The following is a 20,333-nucleotide window of genomic DNA, read 5'->3' on the forward strand; positions in this document are numbered from 1 at the left end:
TTCACTTATTTTTTTGACCCTTAAGCCACATCAGCCAAATGATGAAGGAACCTATCACACATGAGAGCAAAGTGCTAGGCGGCAAGGTGTGCCAGCTAGTCAGCCCCTTTACAAAACACATATAAAAAAAGAAAATGGAAATGGATACGAGTACCCATTGCTTGAACCAGCGAGGGACACGCAGCCACGCCGCTAGAATGATTGATGATAGCTTATCCAATGAGAGAACTCCTTTTTTGAATCTGATTGGATTTTATCGTAAACAACAAAGTTTGTAAAATATGGATTTCAGAGGCTTTGATGGTATTCTTCTAGCGTGAAACATTTTCGCTGTACTGACGTATAAGTTAAAGGAACCTCATGAAAGGAAGCGATCAAGTGAAAAGAATACCAGTCATCTTCCTCAGATATATTGTCTTCTTTATTCCAGCAATCATTCTCAGTGTCTTGGTGTGGAACCATTATCAAGATGATTTGTCAGAAGGGAAAGTAACAGAGAATAACGTCAAAGGAATGTTCACATTTGATGAAGGCAAACGAGTGGTGAGTGCTGTATCAAAAGACCAGCAGCTCCATTTTGCAATGGTTGATCCTCAATCAGGGAAAAGAATGAGTGAATGGACCACAGAAAGTGATTCGTTTAATGAAATGCTGCCATCCATTCAAGGAAACAATCTCTTGCTTGCTTTAAAGAATAAAGACGGGCAGCTGTTGATTGAGAAATTAACACCAAGCGGAGAAAAGAAAGAGCTCGTTCAAAATAACCTGCAGATTCCCTCATTTTTAAAAACGAATACATACCAATGGAATGGACGACTTGTATTTACAGGAGAAATGGACGGTGCCGCTGCAGTCATCGGTGAGCTAAAGAACGGTCAGTTTCATATGCATAATCTGAACGAGCTAAAGCTGCCAGCAAGACCCGTCTCCATGGATGTTGTCATGAATTCCTTTAGAGGACAGACGCCAATTCCTATATTTGAAGTAACTTTGAAAAATGACCAGAAGGCGTATGTCAGCGGAATCTCAAACGAGAAGCATCAGCTTGGGGTTTATGTCTCCAAAAACGCTGAACCGTTCAGCCTTGTGGAAGATACAGTTGAGCAGAGGCTGCAAAAAACGATCGGATCATCACAAAACTTTGCTGTCGCCGTGGAATCGGAATATCCAAAAAGGGCAAGGAAAGTGAATGCAGAAGGAAGACTTGGAGAAGTCGTTCCAACACCAAAACCAATTTACCAAACGTATGTGTACCAGCTTAATGAGGAAGAAGTGTTGATTGCAGGCTCTACAGCAAAGGACGAAGCAAAAGGCAAACTGACTGGTTATATTTATAACCATCGCACGAATAAGGCGACGTCTGCCAGCAAGCTTTTGCAGTCGCTTTCATATGAATCTTTACAAAGAGAAGGGCTCTCTTTCAATAAAAATGTGAAGAGCGATTGGCTCTATTATTCATTTGACAATCAATTAACGGGTGCATTTGAGACGAAAAGCAAAGAGCTAAAGGAATTTCCTTTGCAAAAGGTCATCTCAATTGAAAACGCCAGTCCAGCCCACCAAACGTCTGTTGATACCTTTATGCAATATGTAATGAAGGGCGGACCGCTCATTCTCAACTGGGCGATATGGATCTTGATCCCACTGTTATTATTTGTGCTAGCGATCTTCCTGCCGCCGATTTTGAGACTGGTGAGAAGAAACAAGATAAAGGACAGTGTCACATTACAAGCCTATATTGTGTCCGTGAAAGAAACGGGCACCTATATCAACGAACAGCCAGTTGTCAGCATGCGGCTTCAATTTGAATATGAGGGGCAAAGTATAGAAAAGACGGTTAAAACGGTTGTATCCTACACCCAGATACCACAGCCAGGCCAGCCTATTGCCATTCACTATGATCCGAAGAAGCAAAAGGCAATGCTTTTAAAAGAGGGTGACGTCTCGCAGCCAAGTGAGCCAAAGTTCATCAAAGGCGCTGTTTTAAGAAATATAGAATCATATGGAACCGTAGGACGGGGCACCGTCTTATCACTCACATTTGAATTAGATCAGAAAACGTATATCATTCCGATGATTCAAGCCGCTGGTTTTGAATTTAGAACAGGAGAAAAAGCCGATCTCGTCGACATCAATGGCCAGCTGAAAATGGCTGCCTATGGCTATGAAGTTCGGAATCGATCGGGGAAAGATATGACGTTAACTGGAACCATCCAGCGTGTGAAGCAATATCCAATTGCCATCCATGAACAAAAGCCTATTCAGCTGGATGTGACAGTGTCAAACGGAGATCAGTCCATCACCAAAACGGTCAGCCAGTTCATCCCTGATCATATGCAGGTCGCAGTGGGCACTCAAATCACGATCCAGACAAAGAAAGAAGAGCTGGATAGAGAAATGAGCCTTATGCAAGAGAAACAAGGAAGTGCAAAAGTGACCAATGTCGAATTTGCTGGCGTCATCGGCAATCTGCCGTTAGCAATCATTCAAGTTGAGAGAAATGGCATGATGTATGAAGTGAAACAGCCAATCGATCCAATCACCAGTGTCTTGCCTGGTGATGAATTATGGGTGGCATATCACGATATGACGCGTCAAGCAGCCATTGTGAAATATGCATCAATATAAAAAAGCGTTCCTTTTAGGAACGCTTTTTCTATTAAGCTTTTGTATCATATTGGCGGAGCACCTTATCGTAGGCGAAATTGCCGAAAGGAATGAATGCCGCAAAAAAACCGGCGATGGACCATTTCAAATGCCAGCGAACTTTAAATGTCACATATGCCAAAATGAGCATATAGATGACAAACAATGCGCCGTGAATAGAGCCTACAATGGTGACTGCCATCGGAATATCCGCAAAATATTTTAGAGGCATGGCAATTAAAAGAAGGGTTAAAAGAGACATACCCTCAATAAAACCCGCCTGTCGCAGACGGCTAATACTTGTATGCATATACAAATCCTCCTGTATAAAAGCTAGTTTCTCATCTTCTAATATAAACGAAAGATCGTCTGGGCATGCTGAAATCTACGAAAAATTCAAAATATGTTCATGGATTGCTTAAAAAATGGGAAAAGTCCTTTACTGTTTGTTTGTTTCAGAGAGTACTTGCTTTAAGTGCATCACATCATGTAATAAATGCTCCGTCATTGCTTGAACCGCTTCTGTGGAGCGGCGCTTTTTTATTTCAGAATAGATCGCTGCATGCTCTCTTTGAATGGTTTCAGCACGAGTGCCGCCGCTAAAATGGAAGATGCGACAATAGTGAATGAGTGCATTCACGTGATTCAATTGTTTGGATAAACGGTCATTGTGACTCGCCAAAATGATTTTTTGGTGAAAGGATTCATGTAACTGGACGATCTCTTTAGATGGCAGCTCCTGCTTGATCGCTTCGTCCGCCTCCGTGAGAACCTGCTCAATTTCATCCATTTCTCTTTGCGTGGCTTCCTTACAGGCAAGCTCAACAGCAAGTGTTTCTAAGGCAACCCGAATTTGATAGAGCTCCTCGACATCTTTTTCTGTTAACGTATAGACTGAATAGCCTGATCGATGATCCGCGATTAAAAGCTCGTCTTTTTCTAACAGCCTCATCGCCTCTCTTACAGGTGAACGGCTTACGCCAAATTGCTTGGCAAGCTGTGTTTCATTGATGCGCTCTCCTGGCTGAAACTGGCCATCAAAAATCATTTGCTTCAGCTGTTCATAAAATTGCATGTGATACGGTGTTGGTCTTTCCATCTCGAATGAATTCATCCCATCATTCCCTCTTTTGTACATCATCTTTTGTCTCATGTTATCCAAGTTTTTCCCTCTAGGCAAGCCTGCATCGAAAAGTCAATATCGTACAATCCAAGAGAAAAAGGGTGTGCTACACTAATGATGAGTTCAGTGAAAAGAGGGGATCGACATGAGAACATTAGAGGAACGAACAGTCCATTTTGACCAGGACTTGCAAATAGAGGCGTATCGCTTTCATGCCATCATCAAAAAGTTCCCAAAACATTTTCATACATACTATGTGATTGGATTTATTGAAGGCGGTCAAAGACGTATGTTCTGCCAAAATCAAGAATACATCATTGGAAAAGGAGATATCCTTCTTTTCAATCCGTACGATAATCACGGATGTGAACAATTTGATCACAAGCCGCTAGATTATCGCAGCTTAAATATTGAACCAGAGTTGCTGGAGAAGATCTTTCAGCACAAGCCGCATTTTAAAGCCCCTGTGGTTTCACAAAGTGAACTAGCAAAGCAATTATATGATCTTCATCAAATGATCACAGAAGAAGCTCCTGCTTTGAATAAACAGGAAGCCTTTTACTTTTTGATGAAGCAGTTGATCGAAACCTATTCTGATATACCAGAGGAAAAAGCATCAGCAGCCAATGCCAATGCCAATGAACAAAAAGTCCAAGACGTACAGCAATATATTGAAACACATCTCACGGAAAATATATCGTTAGATGACTTAGGTGAGCTCGTGTCCATGAACAAATATTCATTGCTGCGTGCTTTTACAAAGTTCAGAGGAATTACGCCGTATCGTTATTTACAGACAATCAGGGTGAACTATGCGAAGGAACTACTCGCCCAAGGAATGAAGCCAATAGATGTAGCTGCTGCCGCTGGATTTTCTGATCAAAGTCATTTGACTCATTTCTTTTCGGAATTTATTGGGCTTACGCCAGGGCAGTATCAGCAAATTTTTGAAAAGCAGGTAACAGCAAAATGAAAAATAAACAGCTTCTTGGTCATATAGCAGCCATGTTCACCATTTTTTTATGGGGATCTACCTTTATATCAACCAAAATATTATTAACGGCTTTTTCTCCAACAGAGATTTTATTTTTTCGTTTTTTCCTTGGGTACCTTACCCTGATGATCATTTATCCAGTCACCATGAAGGTGCAGCGTAGAAAGCATGAAGGGATGTTTGCGCTCGCAGGGTTATGCGGTGTGGTCTTATACTATTTTTTAGAAAATGTTGCACTTACTTATACGTTCGCTTCGAATGCAGGTGCCATCAGCTCCGTTGTCCCATTTTTCTCTTTTCTATTGTCTTATTTTTTATTAAAAGATGAGCCGCTGCACAGCCGCTTTTTCATAGGCTTTTTCATCGCGATGATGGGAATTGTACTGATTAGCTTTAATGGGATGACGACGTTCCAATTGAATCCGCTCGGTGATGCTTTAGCATTTATGGCTACCATCGTCTGGGCATTTTATTCCATTTTATCGAAAATGATCAATCAATATGGCTACCATATTATTCAGGTGACAAGACGTGTCTTCTTTTACGGGCTGCTATGGATGATTCCGCTGATCTGGCATTTTAAGATTCGTTTAGACTGGGAGCGGTTCACGAATCCATCGTTTGCCTTCCACTTGCTGTTTTTAGGCGTCTTTGCATCTGCTATTTGTTTTCTGACATGGAGTTTTTCCGTGAAGACGATCGGTGTGGTGAAATCAAGTGTGTATATTTATGGAGTGCCCATTATCACGATGATCATTTCAATGATCGTTCTTCACGAGAGTCTGACCTTCATGTCGGCACTAGGAACGGTACTGACCTTAGGAGGTTTGCTGCTTTCAGATAAAAAAGGTGCGGGAAGAAAGAAACAGAAGTCCCCGATACTGGTGCAGGATAAAAAGGCGCTTTGATCAAAAAGCGTCTTTTGTCCATTGTAAGAACAGGCACTCTTTAGTAAACTCAAATTAAACGGTCGACGGTCGACCGATGACAAAGGGGGAAAAATCAATGAAGCATGTTTCAATTGCAGCGATACCAGGAGACGGAGTTGGAAAGGAAGTTGTACCTGAAGCCATCCGAGTTTTGAAAGCGATATCAGAGGTGCATGGCGGTCTGTCTTTCACCTTTCAGGATTTTCCGTGGAGCTGTGAATATTATTTAGAGCATGGCGAAATGATGCCAAAGGATGGATTGGAACAACTAAAAGCCTTTGACAGCATTTTCTTAGGGGCCGTCGGAGATGCCAATTTAGTGCCGGATCATGTATCACTTTGGGGATTGCTCATTAAAATTAGACGTGAATTTGAGCAGGTGATCAACGTTAGACCTGCAAAACAGCTGAGCGGCATTCGCTCACCGCTTGCTCAGCCAAAGGATTTCGATCTTCTTGTTGTAAGAGAAAACGGTGAAGGTGAATATAGTGAAATTGGGGGCCGTATCTATCAAGGAGAAGATCAGCTTGCCATTCAAAATGCTGTTTTCTCCAGAAAAGGGACAGAGCGAGCCATGCGTTTTGCCTTTCAATTAGCAAAAAAGAGAAGAAAGCATGTGACAAGTGCAACCAAATCGAATGGAATTGTTCATACAATGCCATTTTGGGATGAAGTGTTTCAAGACGTAGCAAAGGATTATCCAGAGGTGACAGCAGACTCACAGCACATTGATGCACTCTCAGCCTTCTTTGTAACAAGACCTGAGAAATTCGATGTGATTGTCGCCAGTAATTTATTTGGCGATATTTTGACTGATCTTGGAGCCGCCATTATGGGAAGTATTGGCGTAGCGCCTGCTGCCAACATCAATGTGAATGGCAAATATCCGTCCATGTTTGAGCCTGTACACGGATCAGCCCCAGACATTGCAGGAAAAGGGATTGCCAACCCAATCGGTCAAATTTGGACGGCTAAACTCATGCTTGATCATTTCGGAGAAGAAGAACTGGGCACACACCTCCTCGAAATCATCGAGTCAGTCACAGCAGACGGCTTTTTAACAGCAGACATCGGCGGAGCCTATCAAACACAAGAAATCACCAACGAAATCATCAAGCGCTTGAAGAAATAATCCGTCATTAGAACCGCATCTCCACGTCTGCTATAATAAAAGGATGGATAGAAGAAAGAGATGTGAAATCTAGTGTCAAAAACAGTTGTATTAGCAGAGAAACCTTCAGTAGGACGTGACTTAGCACGTGTACTGAAGTGTCATAAAAAAGGAAATGGTTTTTTAGAAGGAGATCAATACATTGTGACGTGGGCTCTTGGCCATTTGGTCACACTGGCTGATCCAGAAGGCTACGGAAAAGAATTTCAATCCTGGCGTTTAGAGGATTTGCCGATCATTCCAGAGCCGCTCAAGCTTGTCGTCATGAAAAAGACAGGCAAACAATTTCAAGCAGTGAAAGCGCAGCTTGCAAGAAAAGATGTAAAAGACATTGTCATCGCAACAGATGCTGGACGTGAAGGGGAGCTAGTCGCAAGATGGATTCTTGAAAAAGCGCATGTGAAAAAGCCACTGAAACGACTATGGATCTCATCTGTTACGGACAAAGCCATCCAAGAAGGCTTCAAACGATTAAAAGATGGCAGAGAATATGATAATCTGTATCGCTCGGCTGTTGCACGTGCAGAGGCAGACTGGATTGTAGGGATCAACGCAACAAGAGCGCTGACGACCAAGTTCAATGCACAGCTTTCCTGCGGACGGGTACAAACACCAACGATTGCCATGATCAATAAACGAGAAGAAGACATTCAGCAATTTCAGCCGAAGCCGTTCTATGGAATGACTGCACAAGTAGATGGGCTTACGTTGACATGGCAGGATGCCAAAACAAAGCAAAACCGCACATTCCAAGAGAATGTCATAAAAGAGCGTTTGGCAGGCTGCAAAGGAAAACCAGCAGTGATCGATGCATTGAAAAAAACAGCGAAAAAAGCTTTTGCTCCAGGGCTGTATGACCTGACTGAATTGCAGCGTGATGCACATAAACGCTACGGCTTCTCAGCAAAAGAAACCTTGTCTACGCTTCAGCGATTGTATGAGCAGCATAAGCTTGTGACATATCCGCGTACAGATTCAAGATTTATTTCAGCGGATATCGTTCCTACATTAAAAGATCGTTTAAAAGGAATGAACGTCAGACCGTACGCACAGCATGTGAACCGCATTTTACAATCAGGCGTGAAAGCGCACAAAGGCTTCGTCAACGATGCAAAAGTGTCAGATCACCATGCGATCATTCCAACCGAGGAAGAGCTGTATCCTGGTGCACTAAGTGATAAAGAGCGTAAATTATATGATCTTATTGCCAAACGATTCCTTGCTGTACTGATGAATCCTTTTGAATACGAGGAAACAACGGTGATTGCCAAGATAGGCAGTGAAACGTTCACGGCAAAAGGAAAAACCGTACAATCAGCCGGCTGGAAAGCCGTGTATGATGATTCCTATGAAGACGAGGAATCAGCCGAAGCAGATCAGCATCTGCCGCTGCTCTCAGAAGGGCAGTCACTTGAAGTACGCCAGCTGAAAGAAACAAATGGAGAAACGAAACCTCCTGCCCGTTTTAATGAAGCAACTCTGCTATCTGCTATGGAGAACCCAGCGGCATTTATGCAAAATCAGGAAAAGGACTTAGTGAAAACCCTCGGTGAAACAGGCGGACTAGGAACAGTGGCCACAAGAGCCGATATCATTGAAAAACTGTTCAACAGCTTCTTAATCGAGAAAAAGGGCAAAGACATTTTCATCACATCGAAAGGGAAACAGCTGCTTTCCTTAGTGCCTGAAGACTTAAAGTCACCTGCGTTAACAGCGGAATGGGAACAAAAGCTTTCTAAAATCGCAAAAGGACAGCTGAAGGCTTCTCAATTCATGAGTGAAATGAAGTCCTATGCAAAACAAGCCGTATCTGAAATCAAACAAACGAATCAAACCTTTAAGCATGACAATGTCACTGGCACCCATTGTCCTGACTGCGGAAAACTTATGCTGAAAGTGAACGGAAAACATGGCACAATGCTCGTGTGCCAAGACCGAGAATGCGGCCACCGTAAAAATGTAGCGAAGAAAACAAACGCACGCTGCCCGAACTGTCATAAAAAGCTCGAGCTGCGTGGAGAAGGTGATGGCAAAATCTTTGCTTGTGTGTGCGGCCATAGAGAAAAACTGTCTGTTTTCGAAAAACGCAAATCACAATCCAATCAAAAGAAAGCCAGTAAGCACGATGTGTCAAAATATATGAAGAAACAAAAGAAAGTGGAAGAACCAATCAATAACGCACTGGCTGAGCAATTAAAGAAATTAAAATTAGATCAATAGTAGTATATAAACCCATGCTGAAATGCATGGGTTTTTCTGTGCAATCAAGTATATCGGCATATGGTTTTTCTGAAAATGGGAATATGTATGCAAAAAGACTCGTAATTTGGTATAAAATATTTATTTAAATTTTAACAAAAACACTCTATAATAAATCGTTGGATGCTAAGAGAACGGGAGTTGAAAGGGGACACGAATGGTTACAGCCATACATCGCACGGCTATTGTTTTACTCATTGTTTTTTTATTAGGCGGATGTACCTGGGAACAGCAGAAGGAATCAGCTGATCCAGTATCTCCACAGCCTGTATTGCCTGGAGAATATTTTATCACTCATCACCTCATGACAGATCAAGGCATGATTCGCACTTCATTAGCAGAGCAGCACATCTACTTATCTGAGTCGCTTGGACTTTGGATGGATTATCTTGTTCGAAAAAAAGATCAAAATTCTTTTGACCAACAATTTGGTGTCCTGCAAGATGAATTTTTACTAGATGATCACCTTCTCAGCTGGCAAATCGAATCTGATCAAAAAAGTAAAGCCAATGCTCTAGTTGATGACTTACGGGTAGTGGCGGCACTTCAAAAGGCAGATCGTTTATGGAAGAATGCAGCGTATCAAACCACAGCAAAAGAAATCGCACAAGCGTTAAAAGACAAGAATATGTATAGAGGCATCTTGTCCGATTATTATGATGCGTCAACAAACCGAACTTCACACACAATCACACTCTCATATTTAGACCCAAAAGCAATCAAAGAATTGGAATCCCTCAAAATATTCACGAAACAAATGACGAGTAACCAATTGACCATTCTAAAACAAGCACCGAGAAAAAAAGGATTCTTTCCTAAATCCTATGATATAAAGAAAAAAGCCTATTCATTTGATCGAGAAATCAATATGATTGATCAACTCTATACGGCTCTACATGCCGATCGTGCAAAGGTGAGTACGTCTGCGATCATGAAATGGCTGAAAACGACTTTTAAAAAAGAAGGAAAGCTGTACGGTAGATATAAACTGAGCACATTGCAGCCATCGGTGACGTATGAATCGCCTTCTGTATATGCACTGGTCATCTTGTATGCTCTTAAACGAAACGAACCGGAATTCGCAAAAGAGGTTTATGACCGCATGAAAGAATTACAAATTCAAGATCCTCTCAAGGATTATTATGGAGGATACATGAACGAAAAAGACACACACTCATTTGACAACTTATTGCCTCTCATTGCAGAAAGGGAGCTTTTTAATGAATCGGTTATTCAGTAATACGTATCGTTTATATTATTCTCTGCTCCTCACGTTTGCAGGTCTTATTTTGTTTATGAGCTACCTTGGCTTGCATGATGCAGAGAGCTTTTTGATGATCACACTGACTTTTGTCGTGTTAGGATGCGGGATTTTATTTGGCATCTTACCAGCATTAATTTTTACCTTGCTGATGTTGTTCTTTATAGGAAGTGCTATGTTCTTTACAGAGCTTGGCCACACAAATCCTTTCTTTTCCAATCGAACATTGCAGGATGTGGTGGTTTGGGGCGTAGCCCTTCTCTTTTTCGCGATTTCAGCAGGAAGCTTGCATGAGCGGATCAAGACGATGCGTCACACCATTGAACAACAAAAGCAGGCGATGAAACAATTTGTGGCGATTGACTCGACAACTGGATTTGACAATGCAGATCGGATGAAGCTGGAATTATCCGAGGAAATGAAACGGGCAGAACGTTACAAACAGCCATTCGTTTTTATCCTTCTTCATATCCATTATGCAGCGGAATTCAAATCGTTATATGGAGAAAAAGAAATGCAGCACCTATTTCAGCAATTAAGTATCAAGATTCGCGAAAGTGTCAGAGAAACGGATAAGAAATTTCGATTATCCGAAGAACGAATAGGCTTGCTGCTTACTCACACACCAGAAGAGAATGTCTCTGTCGTCCTTGAGAAGCTAAAAGATAAATTGCAAAAGCATGTGCTGTTAAACGGTCGTGAAGTCACCCTGACTTTTCATGTCTGTCATTTAACAAGCAGTTCGGATTATCGTACGCCAGAGCAATTTTTACAAGAACTAGAAAAAGAGATGATGATGAATGAACTTTAATTCTTTGATGAAATGCTGTTTGCTGCTTGCTCTTTTTTTGATTCTTTCTTTTAAATACATGGCTTCAGCCGACGCACTTGCCAAGCCAGATACCCTGATCGTTTATTCGACAGAATCGGGGGAAGCGACACCAGCAGTGCATATGCTGGATCTACTCGCCGGACATTTTTCAACAAAGACGACGATTGTATCTGATGAACATTTGGCTGAAAAGAAGATCAGTGAATTTCAGCAAGTCATCTACCTAGGAGAAATAAAGAGAACCTTACCGAAACAGACCATTCGTATGATGAATGAAGCACAGAAGGTAATAGCCATTGGATACAATGCGGAACAGCTTCGCCCATTCTCCAATCTTACTTTTCACAAACAAGATCACACGAGTCAAATCAAATATACAGATGATCAAACTTACCGTCAGCTAGAGAAAAGTATCAGTGCGTTAACGGTTCAAGGGGCCGACTTGCAAAGTGAATTTTTATTGAAGAAGCATGAAGCTGACCTTCCATTTGTGATTCAAACAAAGGAAGGGGCCGACTATATTGGTATCTTAAATGTCGTGCAGCAGAACGAGCTGCTTGCAGAAGTGCTGGAAAAACGCCTGTCTTCTTCTCATCAGCTGACCACAAAGTACTTAAGGTTTGGGAACATCAGTCCTGTCTCTGACGAGAAGAAGCTGCTTGAGCTTGGACAATACGTATCCACTCGGCATATTCCGTTTCTGATAGCGGTAACTCCTGTATGGGTGGATCGAACAACAGGTGATGAAGTGACACTGAGTGACCGCCCGCAGCTCGTAAAAGTGTTAAAACAATTGCAAAGCAATGGAGCCAGCATCATTCTTCATGGATTTAGCCGTACGTACCGAACGGAGGATTCTGGTCAGGACTTTGAGTTCTGGGATGCAAAGAATGATCAGTCCATTACGTCAAATGACCCAAAAAAAGCCGAGAAGAAGCAAAGTGAAAGCCATTTTTCGAATGAAAAAGATTTCCATGCTTATACGAGATCGAATCAGCAGCAAGAAATCATCTATACAGAAGAAAAAATCACAAAGGGCATTGAGCTTCTTGCGCAGCAAGGTCTATATCCACTGGCATTCGAGGTGCCGCATGATGCCATATCCCAACAAGGCTACGATGTGATATCAAGGCATATGTCCAGTCTGTTTGGACAGGTACAGTTGTCGGATCATACGTGGAAAACAGCCGGTGCTCCGCCGCTGGTGACGAAGCCCGTTATGCTTCATGGCATGACCTTATATCCTCAGCAATCAGTAGAGCCGGCGTCTGACCAAGAAGGTTCAAATATTTTAACAGAGCAAAAGATTCAATCCATCCAGCATCTTCAATCAGCCGCAATCGGACTGTCCTATGATGTGGAATCAGGAATAGATGGACTGCAAAATCTGATGACGCAGATGGATGCAATTCCTTCTAGTGAATGGCTGGATTTAAAGAAAACAAAACAGACGGTCCAAACATCACATGTGCAGATCAAAACATCAGGGAATGGACATATTCAAGTAGAACAATCCAATAGAGCAGAAACCAAAACAGTCAAACGAAGCGGCATGGAAAATATGCTGCGAATTCTCACAGTCGTGGTGATGCTGTTTATTGCGGCATTTGCTTTTTACACATTGTATTTAAGACTGACAATGAAAAAACGAATTTTTAAGGAGAGAAAACTAGGTGGCTGATGTCTTATTTTATCTTTCATTAATACTGATTTGGATCATGCTCCTATACCACATGTTTCTCATGCAGGGCGGCTTTCAGCACTACCTGACCTACGAAAAAGTGCTGCCTGAATGGACGAAACAAGGGAAAGAGCTGCCGACCGTCAGCATTCTGATTCCTGCTCATAATGAAGAAGTTGTCATCCGGCAAACGCTAAAAGCAATGGTCCAGCTATCCTACCCTAAACATCTCCTTGAAATCATTGTGATTAATGACAATTCCTCCGATGGCACTGGGGACATCGTGCGGTCATTCAGTGAGCAATATGATCATATCCATATGATTGAAACAAAGCCGCCATTTGCCGGAAAGGGAAAATCCACTGCACTGAATGAAGGCTTAAAGGCTTCAACAGGAGAAGTCATCTGCGTATACGATGCAGATAACATGCCTGAACAAAAGGCCGTCTATCACTTGGTTCTTGGTTTATTGAACGACCCTAAGGCAGGTGCTGTTGTCGGGAAATTCAGGGTCATTAATGCAGCCAAAAATCTCCTGACCAAATTTATTAATATTGAGACCATCTGCTTCCAATGGATGGCGCAGGGCGGAAGATGGAAGTGGTTTAGCATTGCGACAATACCAGGCACCAACTTCGCCATCCGCCGCCATATTTTAGAAGAACTTGGTGGCTGGGATGTTCATGCGCTGGCTGAGGACACCGAATTAACGATTCGTGTCTATAACCTTGGCTATGTCATTCGATTTTTCCCGGCAGCGATCACTTGGGAACAAGAGCCTGAGACGTGGAAAGTCTGGTGGCGGCAAAGAACGCGCTGGGCACGAGGCAATCAATATGTTGTACTCAAATTTTTAAAGCAGTTTATGAAGCTGAAACGAAAACGAATGATTTTCGATTTGTTTTATTTCTTCTTTACGTATTTCTTATTTTTCTTCGGTGTCCTGCTCTCAAATGGGATCTTTATCGTGAACCTATTTGTTGACCTTCACTTATCTGTAGGAGCTGTTGCCCTGATCCTGTGGGGATTGGCCTTCTTTCTCTTTCTAACAGAAGTGATGATTACATTAAGCATTGAGAAAACAGAGCTCACCAAACAAAATATACTCATTGTGGCGCTCATGTACTTCACTTATTCTCAAGTATGGATTGCGCTAGTCGTGTACTCTTTATTTGTAGAGACAAAGAGCCGTTTATTCAAACAAGAAGTAAAATGGTACAAAACCGAGCGTTACGATCAACAACAAAAGAAAAGCGGGTGACAAATTGAAATCGGTAAAATGGATGATTTTTACATTGGTGATATCCCTTGCCATTCAGCCTTTTTTCATGGCGGGGCAAGCACTGGCGCAATCAAATCGAGTACAAGTGAAAGATGACTGGATTCGCTCATCAAAAGGAAGTCAAACAGAAACGCAAGCATTATCAGAAGATGTAGTGACCTTGTATGGACAAGAAGACCGCACTGAATTTTCCTATCAAATAGAGAAAGAAAAAGTAGAGTCTAGCACCCTTACATTGAATATAGAGGCATCACCATTACTCATTTCGCCATCATCGTTCACAGTCATGATTGATGGAGAGATTGAAAAGACCATTCCCGTATCAGGGAAAAACCAAAAGAAATCGATTCAAATCAAATTGAACAAATCGCAATTGAAAAAAGGTTCTCATCGGATTCAGCTCGCATTTTATGGCGTGTTAAAAGAAGGTGTGTGTATCAACCAAGAGACACCTGCCAATTGGCTGAAAGTATATCCTGAAAGTGAGCTGGATTTCAAAGGAACTCAAACGACAGACGTGACGTTAGACAGCTTCCCTTCACCTTTCATTCAAACAGGTGATCAGAAAGAACAAACAGATATTGTGATTCCAAATTCACCGGAAGCAGCTGAATTAGAAGCGGCTGTGAAAGTATACCGTACGTTGAAAAACAAAGACCGCCAAGCAGACCTCAAAATCGTCCAAGAAAAGGACCTCAAGCAAATCGCGCATCCAACGATTGCTGTTGGAGCGAAAGGAAATTGGGAGGGACGAGTGAAATCGATCGAGCAAGCTGCGAAAATGAAAACAGCAAGCAACCAGCTTACGTTAGCAGTGAGAACACTGACTGGGAAGAAAAAAGAACAGCCCATTTTATTTGTCACTGCTGAACAGCCAAAGACAATTGCTGAAAAAATCAATGTCCTGACTCAACCAGAACTGACCGATCAGCTCACTGGGACAGATTTGCTGCTTCAAAAGGTGACTGCTAAAGCATCAAAACCATCTCATCAAATTCGTTTAAAAGATTTTGGTGGTGATGATGTAACGGTTGGAACCAAAAAGACGGCATCGGATCATTACTATTATCCGAAAGCATTGATCGCTAATCAAAAATCTGGTGCAAAGTTAAATCTATCATTTAAAAAAACTGATACAGCGAACAAAGCGGAACGCTTAACAGTCATGATTAATAATGAACCACACGATGTACCGTTAACAAAACTAGGAAACAAAGATGAGAATGGATTCTATCATGTGTCAATTCCAGTAGATTCACAAGTGCTCCAAAAGAATGAATATATTGATTTGCAATTTGTCACTACAGGCTTTAAAAACATGGAGTCCTGCAGACATACGGATGAAGAAAGCTGGATTTACATTGATAAGAATAGCTCTCTTCAAATACCAGAAGGGACAGCTAGTGATACACCGGATTTAGCTGCATGGCCGCTTCCTTTCACATCAAAAACACAGCAAGGAAAAACATTGATCATCATGCCAAATCAAATCAAGCAAGAAACGATCAATCAAATGGCGATGCTGACAGAATCATTTAGTCAGCCGGAAGCTGCTCAATATCAATTGATCAAAGCATCAAATGTGACAAATGATCAATTGAAAAATCACTCTCTTATTTTCATCGGTGGCATTCAAACGTTCTCTCTTTTAAAAGAAAAGGCAGACGATCTCATCGTTCCTGTGACAAAGGATCAGTATGATGTATCCTCCTTTGGCATGATCAACGAAACGACTGCTCGTATTGTATGGACGCAGCCATCTGTATGGAACAAAGAGCAAACAATGACCGTCTTTTCAGGAATGAATGCATCTGACGCTGATCTTTCACATGAAGTGCTTCATTTCCTGCAAACAAATACGGAAACGGCAACGGTTGCCATCGAGAGCAAAAACAAAGACATGTTCTCTAATCATCAAACGGTCAGCAGCACAACAAATGATCTCAAAAAAGGTGAAAAGCAAGGCGTCGGTGATTCTTGGATTTATTTTGCATGTATCGCTGTGCTGATTATTTTTGTGGTCGGAATGATTATTTATTTTGTGCGAAAAAACCGCAAAAAGACTGATTGATAAACGATCAAAAGACCTTGAAAAAATGTCTTTACTTTGGTGTCAAACGGGAGTATGATCTCTTTTATAAAAGACCAATCGCTGAATCATTTCGATGAGCGGGGGAACCATTAGTGGTGCAGGACACCACGTGGGGTGAATCCTTTTTAGGTAGGGCAAAGTCTCATGCGCCCGAATCCGTCAGCTAACCTCGTAAGCGTTAAAGAGAGCAAAGACCAACCTGTGATCTAAACAATAGACGCAGGGGCATTCTATTGCCTCTGTGTCTTTTTGGCGATCCATCTTTTGTAACTTAAATCGTTTGACACTAAAGGAGCGGGCATCACATGTACAGTTTGATGAAGCGTATTTTAATTGGGAAACCATTAAAATCACAGGCAGCAGGAGAACAAAAACTATCAAAAATCAAAGCGTTGGCATTATTGTCATCAGACGCATTGTCATCCGTTGCATACGGTACAGAACAAATCTTGATTGTTCTTTCAGTCGTTAGTGCAGCAGCATTTTGGTACTCACTCCCGATTGCAGGTTGTGTATTAATTCTTTTAATGGCGTTAATTCTATCTTACCGCCAGATTATTTATGCTTATCCAGAAGGCGGGGGGGCCTATGTCGTCTCTAGCCGAAACTTAGGTGAAAAGCCAGGACTGATCGCTGGCGGATCATTGCTTGTAGATTATATTTTGACTGTAGCAGTGAGCATATCAGCGGGTACCGATGCCATCACATCAGCTTTTCCGGCACTATATCCATATCATGTGCTGATTTCAATTGTATTGGTCATCTTGATTATGGTGCTCAACCTTCGTGGATTGACAGAATCAGCATCTATTTTGGCTTATCCCGTATACTTGTTTGTCATATCACTCCTTATATTAATTGGAGTCGGGGGCTTTAAATTATTAACAGGAGGCGTTCCTCCAGCACCTGAGCATACTGCAATAGGTACACACGTACCTGGCATTACATTATTTCTTTTATTAAAAGCATTTTCGTCTGGCTGTTCTGCACTGACTGGAGTAGAAGCCATTTCAAATACCATTCCATCCTTTAAAAAACCAGCTGCACAAAATGCAGCGAGAACATTATTGATGATGGGTGGTTTACTAGCTGTATTATTTGTTGGCGTGACGTTGCTTGCGTTTGGTTTTGGCATATCACCAAAGCCAGAAGAAACGGTTGTATCACAAATTGCATCAGATACATTTGGACGTACATTTTTCTATTATGTCATTCAGGCTGTCACAGCTTTAATTTTGATATTAGCGGCAAACACCGGCTTTTCCGCCTTTCCTTTATTGGCGGTCAACTTAGCAAAGGATAAATATATGCCGCGTATGTTTACAGTAAGAGGGGATCGTCTCGGTTACTCTAATGGCATTATCTTCTTAGGTGTAGCTTCCATGCTGCTCATTTGGTTGTTTGATGGGAAAACGGAACACCTTATCCCGCTATATGCTGTCGGTGTATTTATTCCATTTACCTTGTCACAGACCGGTATGTGTGTGAAATGGATTCGTGAAAAACCGCAGGGCTGGAAAACGAAAATGCCTATCAATATAGTCGGAGCACTGATTTCCTTCACGGTTCTCATGATTCTTATTTTGACCAAGTTCCATCTTGTATGGCCAGTATTTGTTTTCATGCCAATTGTCTTATTAATTTTTCATTCCATTAAAAAGCATTACCTGTCTGTCGGAGAACAACTGCGTTTAATGAATGAAACAGAGCCTGTTGAGATTAAAGGAAATGTGGTCATTGTGCCAATTGCCGGTGTAACGCGTGTTGTTGAGCAATCTGTTCAATATGCAAAATCCTTATCAGAGCAAGTCATAGCAGTTCATGTATCCTTTGATAAAGAAAAAGATAAGAAAATTGAAGCGGATTGGGAAAAACTGAACAGCGGTGTGCGGCTTGTGATGCTGCATTCGTCTTATCGAAGCCTTATTCATCCGCTCGATAAATTCCTTGAAACGGTTGAGGCAAAAGCAAATGCGCATCAATATAAAGTGATGGTGCTCGTACCTCAATTTATCCCGAAAAAAAGATGGCACACGATCTTGCATAACCAATCTGCCTTCTTATTAAGATTCCGTCTGTTATGGAAGCGGGATATAGTGGTTGCCACCCTTCCATATCATTTTAAAAAGTAGCAGCAAGTTGAAACGTTTGATCAAAAGGGTGCGGTGGTATGGAGTAAGAAAAAAGGAGTTTTCTCACATGCCGCAAAGAACCGCAGGAAAAGAAGTAACAGCGCTACTGGAAGAGTGGGGCGTAAAACATATTTATGGAATGCCCGGCGACAGCATAAACGAATTGATTGAAGAGCTTAGGCATGAATCAAGCCAAATACAATTTATACAAACGAGACATGAAGAAGTGGCGGCACTTTCAGCGGCGGCTGATGCCAAACTAACAGGTAAGCTCGGTGTCTGCTTATCCATCGCTGGACCGGGTGCTGTCCACTTATTAAATGGACTATACGATGCAAAAGCAGATGGCGCACCCGTTTTAGCAATTGCAGGGCAGGTTGCGTCAACGGAAGTAGGGAGAGACGCCTTTCAAGAAATCAAATTAGAGCGGATGTTTGACGACGTCGCTGTCTTTAATCAGCAGGTACAAACAGCAGAAGCTCTGCCAGATTTATTGAATCAAGCCATTAAAGCAGCTTATACTCACAAAGGTGTGGCAGTTCTCACCGTATCGGATGACTTATTTTCTCAAAAAATTAAGCGTAAGCCTGTTTATACATCTCCGCTTTATGTTGAGGGAGAAGTACGGCCAAAGAAAGATCAACTGCTAAAGGCAGCACAGCTAATTAACAATGCGAAGAAGCCAGTCATCTTAGCAGGTAAAGGATTACGAAATGCAAAAGAAGAGCTTCTTTCATTTGCAGAAAAGGCTGCTGCGCCTATTGTCATCACACTTCCTGCAAAAGGTGTTGTGCCAGACAGGCACCCATATTTTTTAGGAAACCTAGGTCAAATCGGAACGAAGCCAGCATATGAAGCGATGGAAGAGTGTGATCTCTTAATTATGCTTGGAACTTCCTTTCCATATAGAGACTACTTACCAGAGGACACACCTGCCATTCAACTGGATATTAAGCCAGATCAAATCGGTAAAAGATATCCGGTAGACGTAGGAATCGTGAGTGACAGCAAGAGTGGTTTGCATGAACTGACCTCCTACATTGAATATAAAGAGCAGCGAGGTTTCCTTGAAGCTTGTACTGAGCATATGATGAAATGGCGAGAAGAAATGGATAAGGAAAAATCCGTTGCCACATCACCGCTTAAACCTCAGCAAGTCATTGCTAGGTTAGAAGAAGCAGTCGAAGACGACGCTATTCTTTCTGTTGATGTAGGGAATGTGACCGTATGGATGGCTCGCCATTTTGAAATGAAACAGCAAGATTTCATCATTTCCAGCTGGCTTGCCACAATGGGTTGTGGTTTGCCTGGTGCTATCTCTGCTAAGTTAAATGAACCGAATCGCCAAGCGATTGCTGTCTGTGGCGATGGTGGCTTCACAATGGTCATGCAAGACTTTGTGACAGCGGTAAAATATAAACTGCCAATCGTTGTTGTGATTTTAAACAACAACAACCTTGGAATGATTGAATATGAACAACAAGTAAAAGGAAACATCAATTATGGTATAGAGCTGGAAGATATTGATTTTGCTAAGTTTGCAGAAGCATGTGGCGGCAAAGGAATCTCCGTGTCATCACATGAAGAACTAGCTCCAGCCTTTGATACAGCTCTTCAATCAGATAAACCTGTCATTATTGATGTTGCTGTCACCAATGAACCGCCGTTACCTGGAAAAATTACGTACACACAAGCAGCCGGTTTTAGTAAGTATTTACTGAAAAAATTCTTCGAAAAAGGCGAGCTGGATATCCCTCCACTCAAGAAAAGTTTAAAACGCTTTTTCTAAACAAAATGTAGTCGGTCCTCTCAAAAGAGGACTGACTTTTTTGTGATGAAAGGAAAAACATTTCAACTATCACTTGTTTTATTTCCTCTATAAATATATGGAAATTATTTTTGTAACTTAAAGCCTATTTTTCCAATTCGCT

General features: G+C 41.8%; 14 protein-coding genes and 1 riboswitch. Of the genes, 12 read left to right on the top strand and 2 right to left on the bottom strand.

Features of this window, described 5'->3' with window-relative positions:
* Positions 1-378 precede the first annotated feature (378 nt).
* Positions 379-2,628 carry a hypothetical protein gene (locus tag OIT90_RS14820; RefSeq protein ID WP_247544593.1) on the top strand — a complete coding sequence of 750 codons (2,250 nt, stop codon included), beginning with the start codon at positions 379-381 and terminating at the stop codon, positions 2,626-2,628.
* Positions 2,629-2,659: 31 nt separating this feature from the next.
* Here the strand turns inward: OIT90_RS14820 and OIT90_RS14825 are convergent, their stop codons facing one another.
* Positions 2,660-2,956 (bottom strand): DUF3817 domain-containing protein, encoded by a 297-nt coding sequence (locus tag OIT90_RS14825; protein WP_474892688.1) that lies wholly within the window; start codon positions 2,954-2,956, stop codon positions 2,660-2,662.
* 129 nt (positions 2,957-3,085) lie between these two features.
* Entirely contained in the window at positions 3,086-3,760 is a 675-nt protein-coding gene (locus tag OIT90_RS14830; protein ID WP_041089325.1) for a GntR family transcriptional regulator, read from the bottom strand.
* 154 nt (positions 3,761-3,914) lie between these two features.
* Between OIT90_RS14830 and OIT90_RS14835 the strand changes: the two genes are divergently transcribed.
* The 11 genes from OIT90_RS14835 to OIT90_RS14885 all read left to right on the top strand — a co-directional run bounded on the left by OIT90_RS14835 (position 3,915) and on the right by OIT90_RS14885 (position 20,191).
* Positions 3,915-4,742 (top strand): AraC family ligand binding domain-containing protein, encoded by an 828-nt coding sequence (locus OIT90_RS14835; protein WP_058837355.1) that lies wholly within the window; start codon positions 3,915-3,917, stop codon positions 4,740-4,742.
* Positions 4,739-5,671 (top strand): DMT family transporter, encoded by a 933-nt coding sequence (locus OIT90_RS14840; protein ID WP_474892689.1) that lies wholly within the window; start codon positions 4,739-4,741, stop codon positions 5,669-5,671. The genes OIT90_RS14835 and OIT90_RS14840 overlap by 4 nt, the downstream gene beginning before the upstream one ends.
* Before the next feature lie 97 nt (positions 5,672-5,768).
* Entirely contained in the window at positions 5,769-6,824 is a 1,056-nt protein-coding gene (locus OIT90_RS14845; protein ID WP_041089156.1) for a tartrate dehydrogenase, read from the top strand.
* Between the two features lie 72 nt (positions 6,825-6,896).
* Complete coding sequence (locus tag OIT90_RS14850; protein WP_144490744.1) at positions 6,897-9,083, top strand: DNA topoisomerase III; 2,187 nt, start codon at positions 6,897-6,899, stop codon at positions 9,081-9,083.
* A gap of 196 nt (positions 9,084-9,279) precedes the next feature.
* Positions 9,280-10,362, top strand: a complete 1,083-nt coding sequence (locus tag OIT90_RS14855) for a glycosyl hydrolase family 8 (protein WP_058837358.1) — start codon at positions 9,280-9,282, stop codon at positions 10,360-10,362.
* Positions 10,343-11,194, top strand: coding sequence for a GGDEF domain-containing protein (locus OIT90_RS14860; protein WP_126682227.1), 852 nt, complete (start codon positions 10,343-10,345; stop codon positions 11,192-11,194). Before OIT90_RS14855 ends, OIT90_RS14860 begins: the two co-directional genes overlap by 20 nt.
* Positions 11,184-12,896 carry a DUF2334 domain-containing protein gene (locus OIT90_RS14865; protein WP_126682228.1) on the top strand — a complete coding sequence of 571 codons (1,713 nt, stop codon included), beginning with the start codon at positions 11,184-11,186 and terminating at the stop codon, positions 12,894-12,896. The genes OIT90_RS14860 and OIT90_RS14865 overlap by 11 nt, the downstream gene beginning before the upstream one ends.
* Positions 12,897-12,933: 37 nt before the next feature.
* Positions 12,934-14,157, top strand: coding sequence for a glycosyltransferase family 2 protein (locus OIT90_RS14870; protein ID WP_376765047.1), 1,224 nt, complete (start codon positions 12,934-12,936; stop codon positions 14,155-14,157).
* Positions 14,158-14,161: 4 nt separating this feature from the next.
* Entirely contained in the window at positions 14,162-16,249 is a 2,088-nt protein-coding gene (locus tag OIT90_RS14875; protein ID WP_064498698.1) for a cellulose biosynthesis cyclic di-GMP-binding regulatory protein BcsB, read from the top strand.
* 69 nt (positions 16,250-16,318) lie between these two features.
* A riboswitch (cyclic di-AMP (ydaO/yuaA leader) is annotated at positions 16,319-16,463 on the top strand.
* Between the two features lie 112 nt (positions 16,464-16,575).
* Positions 16,576-18,402, top strand: coding sequence for an APC family permease (locus tag OIT90_RS14880; RefSeq protein WP_048238041.1), 1,827 nt, complete (start codon positions 16,576-16,578; stop codon positions 18,400-18,402).
* Between the two features lie 67 nt (positions 18,403-18,469).
* On the top strand, positions 18,470-20,191 hold the full coding sequence (locus OIT90_RS14885; protein WP_144491742.1) for a pyruvate oxidase: 1,722 nt from the start codon (positions 18,470-18,472) through the stop codon (positions 20,189-20,191).
* Positions 20,192-20,333: the final 142 nt, after the last annotated feature.

This window comes from Bacillus sp. ABR (assembly GCF_056172715.1).

Coding starts and splice junctions, on each gene's coding strand:
- OIT90_RS14865 (WP_126682228.1), top strand. CDS start 11,184: ATGAACTTTAATTCTTTGATGAAATGCTGTTTGCTGCTTGCTCTTTTT.
- OIT90_RS14845 (WP_041089156.1), top strand. CDS start 5,769: ATGAAGCATGTTTCAATTGCAGCGATACCAGGAGACGGAGTTGGAAAG.
- OIT90_RS14885 (WP_144491742.1), top strand. CDS start 18,470: ATGCCGCAAAGAACCGCAGGAAAAGAAGTAACAGCGCTACTGGAAGAG.
- OIT90_RS14840 (WP_474892689.1), top strand. CDS start 4,739: ATGAAAAATAAACAGCTTCTTGGTCATATAGCAGCCATGTTCACCATT.
- OIT90_RS14835 (WP_058837355.1), top strand. CDS start 3,915: ATGAGAACATTAGAGGAACGAACAGTCCATTTTGACCAGGACTTGCAA.
- OIT90_RS14855 (WP_058837358.1), top strand. CDS start 9,280: ATGGTTACAGCCATACATCGCACGGCTATTGTTTTACTCATTGTTTTT.
- OIT90_RS14825 (WP_474892688.1), bottom strand. CDS start 2,956: ATGCATACAAGTATTAGCCGTCTGCGACAGGCGGGTTTTATTGAGGGT.
- OIT90_RS14880 (WP_048238041.1), top strand. CDS start 16,576: ATGTACAGTTTGATGAAGCGTATTTTAATTGGGAAACCATTAAAATCA.
- OIT90_RS14830 (WP_041089325.1), bottom strand. CDS start 3,760: ATGAATTCATTCGAGATGGAAAGACCAACACCGTATCACATGCAATTT.
- OIT90_RS14870 (WP_376765047.1), top strand. CDS start 12,934: ATGCTCCTATACCACATGTTTCTCATGCAGGGCGGCTTTCAGCACTAC.
- OIT90_RS14860 (WP_126682227.1), top strand. CDS start 10,343: ATGAATCGGTTATTCAGTAATACGTATCGTTTATATTATTCTCTGCTC.